General features: G+C 40.2%; 12 protein-coding genes. All 12 read right to left on the reverse strand.

Features of this window, described 5'->3' with window-relative positions; genetic code table 11:
* Nucleotides 1–470 precede the first annotated feature (470 nt).
* Entirely contained in the window at nt 471–1934 is a 1464-nt protein-coding gene (lysS, locus tag PGP85_RS10710; RefSeq protein WP_090405314.1) for a lysine--tRNA ligase, read from the reverse strand.
* Nucleotides 1935–2054: 120 nt separating this feature from the next.
* Nucleotides 2055–3062: a tRNA dihydrouridine synthase DusB gene (dusB, locus tag PGP85_RS10715; protein WP_270327430.1), complete on the reverse strand. Its 1008-nt coding sequence runs from the start codon at nt 3060–3062 to the stop codon at nt 2055–2057.
* 2 nt (nt 3063–3064) lie between these two features.
* The gene (gene hslO, locus PGP85_RS10720; RefSeq protein ID WP_010741088.1) at nt 3065–3949 is read right to left on the reverse strand and encodes an Hsp33 family molecular chaperone HslO; all 885 of its coding nucleotides are present in this window, start codon (nt 3947–3949) and stop codon (nt 3065–3067) included.
* Between the two features lie 150 nt (nt 3950–4099).
* Nucleotides 4100–4402: a bacteriocin immunity protein gene (locus PGP85_RS10725; RefSeq protein ID WP_177184031.1), complete on the reverse strand. Its 303-nt coding sequence runs from the start codon at nt 4400–4402 to the stop codon at nt 4100–4102.
* A gap of 50 nt (nt 4403–4452) precedes the next feature.
* Nucleotides 4453–4971 (reverse strand): GNAT family N-acetyltransferase, encoded by a 519-nt coding sequence (locus PGP85_RS10730; protein WP_270327433.1) that lies wholly within the window; start codon nt 4969–4971, stop codon nt 4453–4455.
* Between the two features lie 101 nt (nt 4972–5072).
* Nucleotides 5073–7139, reverse strand: a complete 2067-nt coding sequence (gene ftsH / locus PGP85_RS10735) for an ATP-dependent zinc metalloprotease FtsH (RefSeq protein ID WP_251867657.1) — start codon at nt 7137–7139, stop codon at nt 5073–5075.
* A gap of 96 nt (nt 7140–7235) precedes the next feature.
* Entirely contained in the window at nt 7236–7781 is a 546-nt protein-coding gene (gene hpt, locus PGP85_RS10740; RefSeq protein ID WP_010741092.1) for a hypoxanthine phosphoribosyltransferase, read from the reverse strand.
* 13 nt (nt 7782–7794) lie between these two features.
* Entirely contained in the window at nt 7795–9129 is a 1335-nt protein-coding gene (tilS, locus tag PGP85_RS10745) for a tRNA lysidine(34) synthetase TilS (protein ID WP_010741093.1), read from the reverse strand.
* 60 nt (nt 9130–9189) lie between these two features.
* Nucleotides 9190–9633, reverse strand: a complete 444-nt coding sequence (locus tag PGP85_RS10750) for a S1 domain-containing RNA-binding protein (RefSeq protein ID WP_010741094.1) — start codon at nt 9631–9633, stop codon at nt 9190–9192.
* 54 nt (nt 9634–9687) lie between these two features.
* On the reverse strand, nt 9688–10122 hold the full coding sequence (locus tag PGP85_RS10755) for an FtsB family cell division protein (RefSeq protein WP_010741095.1): 435 nt from the start codon (nt 10120–10122) through the stop codon (nt 9688–9690).
* A gap of 74 nt (nt 10123–10196) precedes the next feature.
* Nucleotides 10197–10466, reverse strand: coding sequence for an RNA-binding S4 domain-containing protein (locus PGP85_RS10760; RefSeq protein ID WP_010741096.1), 270 nt, complete (start codon nt 10464–10466; stop codon nt 10197–10199).
* A 3-nt stretch (nt 10467–10469) separates the two neighbouring features.
* Nucleotides 10470–12032 carry a putative polysaccharide biosynthesis protein gene (locus PGP85_RS10765; RefSeq protein ID WP_178983166.1) on the reverse strand — a complete coding sequence of 521 codons (1563 nt, stop codon included), beginning with the start codon at nt 12030–12032 and terminating at the stop codon, nt 10470–10472.
* Between the last annotated feature and the right edge of the window lie 36 nt (nt 12033–12068).

Consider the following 12068-nt stretch of genomic DNA (forward strand, 5'->3'; position numbering starts at 1 on the left):
AGTTTTCAAAGGTCTACATTGTTTGTCGCTTTGTTTCAGCAACTTTTAAATCATAACAGTTTGCCGTTTTAATGTCAACAACTTTTTTGAAGTTTTTTTCGAAGAAGTTGTCGTCATCGCTTTATGCGACTTTGATAGAATAACTGAAAGTCAGCCATCTGTCAATAACAATTTTGAAGTTTTTTTAAGCGACATTCACTCGCTTTGGAACATTACATAATATACCAACATAATCTTGCTTGGTCAATCAAAAATCGCGAGTTTTTTTAGTTTTTTTTTCATAACTGACCAATGTTCTTTAATGGTCGTGTAAATGTTCGCAAATAACATGAAAGCTGATTGAAAATTACCTTTTCACAATAATTTCAATCGTTTTTTTGATTTGATGGCTAACACCATTTTCTAATAATTCATTTGACTGCAATAAAAAAAGACGTCCAGTACGACTGAACGTCTTGAAAAAATCTACTTTAACGCATCGTTGGGAATAATAGGACGTCTCGAATTGACTGAACATCTGTTAACAACATAACTAGACGATCAATTCCGATTCCTAATCCGCCGGTTGGTGGCATCCCATATTCTAGCGCTTCTAAGAAATCTTCATCCACACCATGTGCTTCATCGTTTCCTTGTTCACGCTCTTTTTCTTGTGCTTCAAAACGTTCTCTTTGATCAATAGGATCATTTAACTCGGTAAAGGCATTCGCAAATTCACGTCCTACTATAAACAATTCAAATCGATCAGTGAAACGGCCATCTTCAGCATTTTTCTTCGCAAGCGGAGATACCTCCACAGGATGACCATAGACAAACGTTGGTTGTTCAAGAGTTTCCTCAACGAACGTTTCAAAGAATTCATTGATAATATGTCCGATTTCCATAGTATCTTTTATTTCTACGTTGTGCTCTTTTGCTAATGAACGAGCTTCTTCGATCGTCATCTTAGGCCAGAAATCTACACCTGTTTGTTCTTTGATTGCATCTACCATATGGATCCGTTTGAATTCAGAACCTAAATCAATGGTTTGTCCCTCATAAGATAGGGTGGTTTCCCCAAGTACATTTTGTGCAGCATCGCGAATGATTCCTTCTGTCAAATTCATTACATCTAGAAAATCTTGATAGGCTGTATAAACTTCCATCATCGTAAACTCAGGATTGTGAGTTGTATCAATTCCTTCATTTCGGAATACACGACCGATTTCATAGACTTTTTCCATGCCACCGACAATCAAACGTTTTAAGTGCAATTCTAATGCGATACGTAAATACAAGTCTATATCTAACGCATTGTGATGTGTAATAAATGGGCGTGCAGTTGCTCCACCAGCTTCATTATGCAACACAGGTGTCTCTACTTCAATATAGCCTAATCCATCCAAGTAGCGACGGATTTGGCTGATAATTTGGCTGCGTTTAGTAAAACGTTCAAAGCTTTCACGGTTACTAATCAAATCCAAGTAACGTTGACGGTAGCGTTGCTCAACATTCGTCAACCCATGATATTTTTCAGGTAGTGGACGTAACGCCTTAGATAGCAAAGTGATTTCTTTCGCTTTGATCGACACCTCGCCAGTATCTGTCTTCATGATTTCTCCCGTAACACCAAAGAAATCTCCTAAATCGCCTTTTTTGAAAATAGCATAGGGCTCTTCGCCAACTTCATCTTTACGAACGTAGATTTGAATCTGTCCTTCACGATCTTGTAAATGAGCGAAACCAACTTTACCTTTTCCGCGTTTAGTCATCATTCGGCCAGCTACACTTGCAGTCAATTGTTTCTCGTGTAGTTCTTCTTTAGTATTTGCGTCATATGTTTCGTGTAATTCTTTTGAATTTGCTGTACGTTCAAACCGTGCACCAAATGGATCAATGCCTTCTTCACGAAGGTTTTCCATTTTTTCGCGGCGGACACGCATTTGGTCGTTCATTTCTGTCAAATTTGTTTGTTCCTCAGTCACGAATGTTCCTCCTCAGTATGTAATTACTCTTACTTATAATGCCAATGAATAAGCAAAAAATCAAGCCGAATTCCTCATTCGGCTTGAAGATCAGCTAATTTTTTCTCTTGCTTCGGTCTTTTCTACAAGTCCGTCCAATAAATCTAGGATCACTTGTTTTTCTTCAGTCTGGTTAATAGTAAGCTTAACCTTCGCCGAGCGAGGAATTCCCTTCAAGTAATAACTCGCATGCTGACGGAATTCGCGACAAGCAATTTTTTCTCCCTTTAGATTGATCAGCCGCTCTAAATGAAGTTTTGCTGTTTCGATTTTTTCTCTAGCGCTTGGTTCAGCGATCAATTCACCCGTCTCTAAATAATGCTGAGTTTGATGAATCATCCAAGGATTGCCTAAAGCAGCACGTCCTATCATTACTGCGTCCACACCAACTTCTTCAATCATCCGTTTTGCATCTTGCGGCGTGCGGACATCGCCATTCCCCATAAAAGGAATCGTCAATTGATCCGCAACTTGTTTTAAAACATCCCAATTTGCTTGTCCTTCATACATTTGTACCCTTGTTCGACCATGCATCGCGATTGCTGAGGCTCCTGCACTTTGGGCAGCCAGAGCATTTTCTACCGCAAAAATATGTTGCTCATCCCAACCGATCCTCATTTTAACTGTCACGGGAATATCTACAGCGGACGAAACAGCCTCTACCATTTCGTAGACCTTGTTAGGATCTAACAGCCATTTTGCCCCAGCCTCAGCTTTGATAACTTTATTTACTGGACAGCCCATATTAATGTCAATAATATCTGCTTCCGTATTTTCTTGAACAAATTGTGCGGCTTCGACTAATGAGTCTTTGTTTCCGCCAAAGATCTGGACACTTAAAGGATGTTCGCGTTCATCGATATACAGCATTTCTAAAGTTTTTTTATTTCTAAAATGAATTCCTTGATCACTGATCATTTCACATACAACTAATCCAGCCCCGAACTCTTTTACCGTTACACGAAAAGCGGCGTTCGTGATACCCGCCATCGGTGCCACTACGATCCGATTCGGCACTTCTACATTTCCAATTTTCCATGCGCCATTTAGTGGTTTCACGATTATTCCCCCAAAATTTCTTGCTTCAATTCATTCAGATCTGCTTCACTGTATTCATATTTATTATTGCAAAACGCACAAACTGCTTCCGCGCCGTGATCTTGATCAATCAATTCTTGAATTTGTTCTACCCCCAGTGTAATGATTGCTGAAGCAAATTTTTCTTTAGAACAATCGCATTTAAATTGAACAGGCATCTTTTCTAAAAATACAACATCATCCGTCGCTAGTAGATTTTGAAGGATTTCTTCTGGTGTTTGCCCTTCATCTAATAAAGTCGAAATACGGGCCGTTTCCTTCAAGCGTGCTTCGATCTGATCAATGATTTCGTCACTTGCTCCCGGCATAATTTGGATCATAAAACCGCCAGCAGTTTTAATTGAATCATCTGTATCAACTAGCACGGACACTCCAACTGCTGATGGAATCTGTTCCGAAACAGCTAAGTAATAGGTAAAGTCCTCACCTATTTCGCCAGAAACAATTGGTGTTTGCCCCGAGAATGGTTCTTTTAGACCTAGGTCCTTAATAACAGTGAACATTCCTTCCGTTCCAACTGCGCCTCGCACATCAATTTTCCCAATCTCATTTAACGGCAGACTAATATGCGGATTTTTGATATATCCTTTTACCTCGCCCTTTCCGTTGCTATCGACTACGATGGCTCCAGCAGGTCCATTTCCTTCTATTTTCACAGTCATTTTATCTTCACCTTTTAAGGTTGCGCCTAACATCAAGGCACCGATCATCGTCCGACCTAAAGCCGCGGAAGATGTATTCCATGTATCATGACGTCGTTGCGCCTCTGCGACCGTTTCTGTCGCATTGACTGCATATGCTCGAACAAAGCCTTCATAGGCTAATGCTTTTACTAAATAATCACTCATCTATCTGCTCCTTATTCCTATTTTACTCGTGATTGCATCATACTAGGTGTTCCAACATTTTTCAACTTCTCTGTATGTGCTTGATAAAAAAGTTTAATAATCCTTTTCATGCAGAGCGAAAAAAAGAGCAGATAATCATTCATCTGCTCGTTAAAACCATAGTGGTAATAAAAGTGCGGCCATTGCCGTAGCATCATATCTTGTTGCTTCAGCCTTGAGTTGATTGTGTAATTCCCCCAATGCACTAGGGAAATCATGCTGATGCGACAAAGCATATAGTGCGATGGCCTTACAAATTTTAGTTGCAACTAGTCCGTACTCTTCTGTTTTTTCTAATAACTTTGCATTTTCCAACAAAAACTGTTGGACCTCAGGGCGTGTTTTTACTTCTTCATTTCCATATGCCCGACTAATTTGATCCATCATTTGTTCGGCCTTTTCACTCTGCTTCATAATGCCACCTCTTTGCTGTCATTCTACCCTTGCTTAATTATTTTGCCAACTCAAAGGAGCTCCTTCATCATAATTAGGTCGGTTTGTCTATCGGCTCCTAAAACAAAATCGTGTGTACCAACCTTCTTAAATCCAAATTCTTGATAGAAATGTAACGCATTTTTGTTTTCTTCCCAGACACCTAGCCAAATACTCGTACGCTTTTCTTTGTAAGCCAGGTCAAAGGCATAATTCAACAGCTGCTTTCCTAAGCCTTGTCGTTTGAACTCATCACGAATATAAATCCGCTCGACTTCCAGTCCATCTTTATCCAACATCTCCGTTTGCGCATCTCCTGTATTCAGTTTCAAGTAACCTGCCACTTCGTCAGCTAAATAAATAAAGTAAAAACGCGTATCAGAAGTTGCCATCTCCTTCTTCAATTTGTCATAGCCATACGCTTCTGATAGATACTGTTGCAAATCGGCCGGTTCATTCTCACTTGCAAAGGTATCAGAAAAAGTTTCGATACTAATTCTTTTCAGTTCTGATAAATCTTCAAAAGTACAGACAATAATTTTCCCTTTCATTTTCAATTCTCCTTATAGCTTCCTAAAATATATGCCTTTTATATCACTATGAATTGTGCTAATAAAAATAAACGACATGCCCGAAGACATGCCGTTTATTTTTATTCTTGATTATCGTTTGTGTCATCTGGTTCAATCTTATCGTCTGATTCTTTATGTTCAGGCGCTTTATCTTCCGCTTGTTTCTCAGCATCTTTTTCTTCCAAAGCTCGTTTCGCTTCTTCAAATGTTTGTGCTTGAGTTTTTTCACTTGGATAAAGGCTACCCTTACCTTCAGGCATTTCACCTGTTTCAAACAATGACTTGATTGCTTTAGCATCCAATGTTTCGAATTCCAATAATTTTTCAGCAATCAATTTGTGCTGAGCTCGGTGAGTCTCAATGATTTCACGCGCTTTTTCGTGTGCTTGCATCAAGATACTGCGAACTTCTTCATCAATTTCAAACGCCACTTGTTCTGAATATGCTTTAGTCTGACCGTAATCACGACCAACAAAAACTTGATGGTTTCCTTCGTATTGAACTGGACCTAATTTGTCACTCATTCCATATTCAGTCACCATGCTGCGCGCCAATGATGTTGCTTGCTCAAAGTCGTTTGATGCACCAGTTGTTTGTGCATTAAAGACGATTTCTTCAGCGGTACGACCACCTAGAAGCCCTACGATTTGTTCAAACATATCATCCTTGGACATCAACATTTGATCCTCTTTTGGCAATGCGATCATGTACCCGCCAGCACGTCCACGAGGAATAATCGTTACTTTGTGAACGACACGCGCACGATTCAAGACCATCCCAATGATAGTATGACCGGCTTCGTGATACGCCACCATTTCACGTTCGCGTTTGCTGATGACGCGGTCTTTCTTAGCAGGTCCCGCAATAACCCGGTCTTCTGCTTCGTCCACATCAGAGGCATCGATTTTTTTCTTGTTACGACGAGCTGCTACTAGAGCTGCTTCATTCAAAACATTTTCTAAATCAGCACCAGCAAAGCCTGGTGTTTGTTGAGCAACGACTTTCAAATCAACATCGTCTGCCAACGGTTTATTTCTAGAATGTACACGTAAGATCGCTTCACGACCTTTAACGTCTGGACGACCAACCAAAATTTGACGGTCAAAACGACCTGGACGCAATAACGCTGGATCTAACACATCAGAACGGTTTGTTGCAGCAATGACGATTACGCCTTCGTTGCCATCAAACCCATCCATTTCAACAAGCAATTGGTTCAAGGTTTGTTCACGTTCATCGTGACCTCCGCCCATACCAGCGCCACGTTGACGACCAACTGCATCGATTTCATCGATGAAGATAATCGCTGGTGCATTTTTCTTGGCTGTTTCGAATAAGTCACGGACACGAGATGCTCCGACCCCAACGAACATTTCCACGAAATCTGAACCTGAAATTGAGTAGAATGGTACACCGGCTTCGCCGGCCACCGCTTTAGCTAGTAAAGTTTTACCAGTTCCGGGAGGTCCCTCTAATAGAACACCTGCTGGAATACGGGCGCCTAATTCCACGAAACGACGCGGATCTTTTAGGAATTCCACAACTTCAACCAATTCTTGTTTCTCTTCTTCTGCCCCAGCTACATCAGAGAAACGTACACGATTAGCCTTTTTATCGGCTTCTTTGGCTTTAGATTTCCCAAAGTTCATGACACGGCCATTACCGCCGCCACCGCCGCCTTGTTGGCCGATCATCATGTAGAAGAAGAAAATCATAATCAAGATTGGCAGGAAGCTGACTAGTAATGTCACCCACATGCCGCTGCTGGATTCTTCTTCAATTTCTGTCTTGATTTTGTTTTCTTTAGCTAAGTCATTTACTTGACTTAACGTTGAATCATTTGGCAAAACAATTGTTGAAAAATGAGTTGTTTTTGAATCTGTTGAACCGATGATACTCAAGCCGCCAGAATTAGCAACCTCTTGTTTCTCCTTATACTCACCAGTAATTTTGTAAACACCACCGGCAGGTTGGATCTTGAGGTTCTTAATTTTGCCTTCTTGCATCTGTTCAGTAAAGGTCGAATACTCGATATCTGGCGAAGCTGATTTGTTATCCCCAAAAAGGAAATAAACAACCATAACCATAGCCAAGATGACGAGAATATAATAGAGAGCATTTTTTACTCCCTTATTGTTTTTGTTCATCTGCGTCCTCCTCGCACTTGTTAGCTTATTAGCTTGTTAAAAAAGTTTTATCAATTTTGACCTTTTAAGTATATCACACTGTGATTTTTTCAGTCACTAATTTGATTGATAAATTTTTGGCTTCAATACACCTACATATGGCAGGTTTCGATACGCTTCTGCATAGTCAAGTCCATAACCGACCACGAACTCATTAGGTACGTCAAAGCCGACATAATCCGCATGAATATCTACCACACGGCCTTCAGGTTTGTCCAACAATGTGACGATTTTCACTGATTTGGCTTTACGGTATTTAAATAAATCAACTAAATAGCCCAGAGTCCGACCACTATCAATGATATCTTCTACAATCAATAGATCTCGCCCTTCAACATTCGTGTCCAAGTCCTTGATAATTTTTACCTCACCAGAAGAAACAGTTTGATTTCCGTAACTTGAAACATCCATAAAATCTAATTCCAAATGTGTATCGATCTCACGAACAATATCAGCCATAAATGGTACGGCCCCTTTTAAAATACCAACTACTAAAGGATTTTTATCCGTATAATCTGCAGTTAATTGTGCACCTAATTCGACGCAACGTTTTTGAATATCTTCTCTAGTAATCAATACTTTTTCAATATCTTTTGCTAGCATGTAGAAACTCCTTTCATTTCGATACTTGAAGCCTGTAGTCAAGTATGTAGTGTATTCTATCAGTTTCAGTTGTAATACTCAAATAGGAATTAACAAAAGGTAAGAGCGCTAAGATTTCTCCTGTGGAATCTTCTACAATCCACGCTTGCTCACGTTTCTCAGCAGAAACTTTTTTGTCAATAAAATAACGGCTAACCCGTTTAGTTAACGTCTCAGTCAAACGTATCCGATCGCCTGACTGCCGACGTCGAATCGTTAAAGGCAACTTTACCTCTAAGGGCAACGGAACTTGGTACACCTCATTTTCCAAAGTTAGATCGCTTTTTTTCAAAGCAATCGTCGTACCATCAGATAATGAACATCGCTCATTTTCCGACAAACGAAAGACACCTTTATCGACTTTTGCCTTCTTCTCTAAAACAAATTGTTGGTAACGTCGTGCAAATTGCCAGTTATCTCCGAGATCCATAATCCATTGACTACCAGAATGTTGAATTTGGTCTAGTAGTGCAAAAAGTTGCCGCTGAGAGATTATAAACGTTGTCTGCTCCGCTGTTTGTTGAAAGAACGCAGAAAGAAAATAATAACGAGCACCAGTTTCTGCAGGTAAAATTTCATGAGAAAAAGACCAGCGTCGACCGTCAAATTCGATATTTCTTAAATTTTCTTTTAGTGACTGATCTATCAATTGATTCGCCCAAATCAATTGTTGATGAAATTGTTGGGCATGCTCCAAAACCTGTGAATTCTCTTTTTTTAGCTCCGGAACGACATTTTGCCGAATGCGATTGCGAAAATACTCCTGCGAACTATTCGTAGCATCTTCGAAATAGGTCAAGCGCTTCTTTTCTGCATAGCTATAAATTTTTTCTTTCGAAAAAGGAAGCAATGGGCGTAATAGAATCCCTGTACTAAATTTTTGCAGACGGGCAATTCCGCTATGCCCCGCAAAAGAACCACCACGAGTCAGACGCATCAAGAGCGTCTCTAATTGATCATCGCCATGATGGGCCGTCAACAGTAAATCGTACTTTTCTTCTGACATGATCGTATCAAAAAAATTGTAACGAACTTTTCTAGCTTCCGCTTCAATATTTTTTTTCACGGGTTGTTCCCATACCTTCAGATAAAAAGGCAATTTACGTTCTTCACAATAGTCTCGTAAAAAAGCCGCTTCAGCTTTTGACTCCGCACGTAACTGATGGTTCACATGAGCTACACCGATAGTCGCTCCCAATTGCTCTAACAAATGTAAAAGAACCATCGAGTCGACTCCAGTCGAAACTGCCAATAATATTTTCTTGCTCGTCACTAATTCAGGGTTTTCACGAAAAAAAGCCTGTTCCATGTTACTCTCCTTCACCTATAAAAAAAGCTGAAATCCTAAAAGAATTTCAGCCTCTCTATTTTAACTACGGCGACCGCCACGGCCTCCGCGTTTTCCTTCGGTATTGCGTTTGATCGATGACAAGCGATCATCACTATCCTTTAAAAAGGAACTCATCAATGAATCGAAGTCTTCTTTGCCGCCACTTTGGGGCTTGCCTTTACCAGTTGGTTTCGGACGATTATTGTCACGGAACTCACGTTTGAAAGGTTTCTTTTCTGGTTGTGGTTGATCTTGTGCCTTACGGATCGAAAGGCCAACTTTACCGTCGTCTCCAACAGAAGTCACTTTCACCGTTACTTCATCGCCGACAGTCAATACATCATGAATGTCTTTGACAAAACCATTAGATATTTCACTGATATGGACTAAGCCTGTTTTACCTTCTCCCAAGTCGATGAAAGCACCAAAATTGGTGATCCCTGATACTTTTCCTTGCAGCTTAGCTCCTACTTCGATTGACATAAAAAAAATGTTCCTCCTATTTTTTTTCCAATTTATTTTAAAACTGCGTTTAAACTATTTGGCAGTTTCGGACTTTACAACTTCGTCAGCAGACTGTTTGTCTTTACTAGGCGTATTTGCTGAATCTGGTAAAACAAAAACCAATTCTCCATCTTTTGAATAATAGAAACGACTACGGGCCAACTTCGCCACATAATTATCATCTTTCAACAATTTCACGTCTTGCCTCAAGCCATCCACCTGATCATCTACTTTCGCAGACTCAGCAACCGTTTTGACTTTGATTTCTTTTAATTCACTTAAATGACGTTGTTCATTGAAGATTTGAACTCCCATGACAATAGCAGCAAATGCTGCGATTGCAAGAAGCGCTGCTAAACGACGACGTTTAAAGATTAATTGTCGATGTTGCTTTTGAAATTTACGATATTGCTCTTTGGCATATGGTGTATCTAATGAAGCAACTTTTTGCGTCTCGTTCTCATTCATTCCAGCTCGCTCCTTACCATGAAATTCTTTACTATTATATCAATTCAGGATATAATTGTCTATTTGAATTATCTTTAATTCCCGTTATTTTCCACTCGAGTCTCACTAATAATCCGATACATTTTCGCTGCGTCATCTTTTTTAGTCGACTCATGCAGCTCCTCCACCGCGACCTCTAGGACTTTGTTTCCAAATTGGATTCTCAACTCATCTCCGACTTTTACATCAGATGAAGATTTTGCTAATTTTCCATTGACTTGAATCCGACCTTTATCCGCAACTTCTTTTGCTACCGGCCGACGTTTTATGATCCGTGAAATTTTTAAAAATTTATCTAATCGCATGAATTATCTCCTTTTCCAATTTACTCTCAATAATTTACTACCAAATGGCAACATCAGCCATTCGCGAATTGTTAATAACCGTAATTGAATGGCTAAGATTATAAAAACACTTCCACCAATCAACACACCAAAAATGGCTGCTAGCAATGCAATACTTCTTTTTTGAACCATTCCAAAAATAATACTGATACCGCCATAATAACATAAGAGGGCTACTACCATACCAATTAAGCAAATAAAAAGTTTTCCCATAAAATTACGTTGACTGCCATAACTTCGCGTTTCTTGATCACAGGCGAAATGCAAGATAAATAAAGCCGCCGCTAATCCTAACAGTGTTGAGAGACTAGCACCAATTGTTCCAAATTGTTTTGTCATTCCGCCAGTAATCACTACTTTTAAAAATAAACCGACACCAGCAGCTTGCAAGGAACTGCGATATTTATTTTGACTTTGGGCAATACTTTGATACGCCTGCACCATCGCCATCAAAAAAATCGCAAAAACGAACAAGACAAGTGTCCCGCTTCCTTTATAATCCTTGAACAACGCATAATTTACATAAGGCAGTAACAGAGCCAAGCCAAGCGAAGCTGCCGCAGCGATTCCACAAGTTAATCGTAAAAATATTTGACTTGTTTTAACAAACATCCCACGATCACGATTGATTAAATGGCGTGTCAATACCGGTAAAAAACTAGAACTCAATGCCAATGCCACTACTAGGCCCAACTGAACCAGCGGCTGTCCCCGATCATAAATTCCCTTAGCCAACTTTGCTCCATGTTCATTCAAGCCAAAATCAACTAACGCTTTTTTAACGGTAAAAGAATCAATCAATTGAAATAAAATCAACAATCCGCTATAAATCGTCATCAATCCGCCTTCAAGCGCCAAACGTTTTCCCAAAGCTAGCGGATTTTCTCCGAGTGTGGGCACTTTTAATGTAAGGCTAGTTCCTAAAACTTTTCGGCGATAGTACCACAAGACAAGGACTGCCGCAATTCCGCCAACCAAGGCACCTGACATCGCTACTGTCCCTGTGTGATAAACATCCCAGCCAAATTGTCTGAATGACCAGGCGGCAATAACAATCACTCCGACGCGAATTATTTGCTCAACAACTTGCGATACAGCAGTTGGAACCATCAACAGCTTTCCTTGAAACTCCCCTCGTGTAATTGATAGAAACGGCATTATTACAAACGTAAACGAAACAATCCGAATTAAGGGAGCGAGGTTGCCGTCACCCATCCAGTTTGCCATCGGTTGTGCAGAGAAGAAACACAATGCCCATAAAATCAGTCCAAAACCACTGATCAGTGGAAATAATTCATCCAGTGCCTGGCGTTGATCACGAGGTTCTTGCTGCTCTGCTACATATTTTGAAATAAATTGGGGTAGGCCTGACAAAGCCAACGTCATAGCGATACCGTAAATCGGATAAACTTGTTGATACACATAGAAGCCTTCATCACCGGCAAAATTTTGATAAGGGACACGATAAACCGCGCTCAATAATTTTGCGACAAATGATGCCGCAGTCAAGACGAAGGCACCTTGCATCATGACTCGCATTTCTTTATTCGCCAGCGCCTCCAC

Source organism: Enterococcus malodoratus (genome assembly GCF_027659535.1).
Taxonomy (GTDB): Bacteria; Bacillota; Bacilli; order Lactobacillales; family Enterococcaceae; genus Enterococcus_A; species Enterococcus_A malodoratus.

Bases quoted from the DNA above. Each gene is read 5' to 3' on its own strand.
- hslO (WP_010741088.1), bottom strand. From the start codon at position 3,949: ATGAGTGATTATTTAGTAAAAGCATTAGCCTATGAAGGCTTTGTTCGA.
- tilS (WP_010741093.1), bottom strand. From the start codon at position 9,129: ATGGAACAGGCTTTTTTTCGTGAAAACCCTGAATTAGTGACGAGCAAG.
- PGP85_RS10755 (WP_010741095.1), bottom strand. From the start codon at position 10,122: ATGAATGAGAACGAGACGCAAAAAGTTGCTTCATTAGATACACCATAT.
- PGP85_RS10750 (WP_010741094.1), bottom strand. From the start codon at position 9,633: ATGTCAATCGAAGTAGGAGCTAAGCTGCAAGGAAAAGTATCAGGGATC.
- PGP85_RS10765 (WP_178983166.1), bottom strand. From the start codon at position 12,032: ATGCAAGGTGCCTTCGTCTTGACTGCGGCATCATTTGTCGCAAAATTA.
- PGP85_RS10725 (WP_177184031.1), bottom strand. From the start codon at position 4,402: ATGAAGCAGAGTGAAAAGGCCGAACAAATGATGGATCAAATTAGTCGG.
- PGP85_RS10760 (WP_010741096.1), bottom strand. From the start codon at position 10,466: ATGCGATTAGATAAATTTTTAAAAATTTCACGGATCATAAAACGTCGG.
- hpt (WP_010741092.1), bottom strand. From the start codon at position 7,781: ATGCTAGCAAAAGATATTGAAAAAGTATTGATTACTAGAGAAGATATT.
- lysS (WP_090405314.1), bottom strand. From the start codon at position 1,934: ATGAACGACCAAATGCGTGTCCGCCGCGAAAAAATGGAAAACCTTCGT.
- PGP85_RS10730 (WP_270327433.1), bottom strand. From the start codon at position 4,971: ATGAAAGGGAAAATTATTGTCTGTACTTTTGAAGATTTATCAGAACTG.
- ftsH (WP_251867657.1), bottom strand. From the start codon at position 7,139: ATGAACAAAAACAATAAGGGAGTAAAAAATGCTCTCTATTATATTCTC.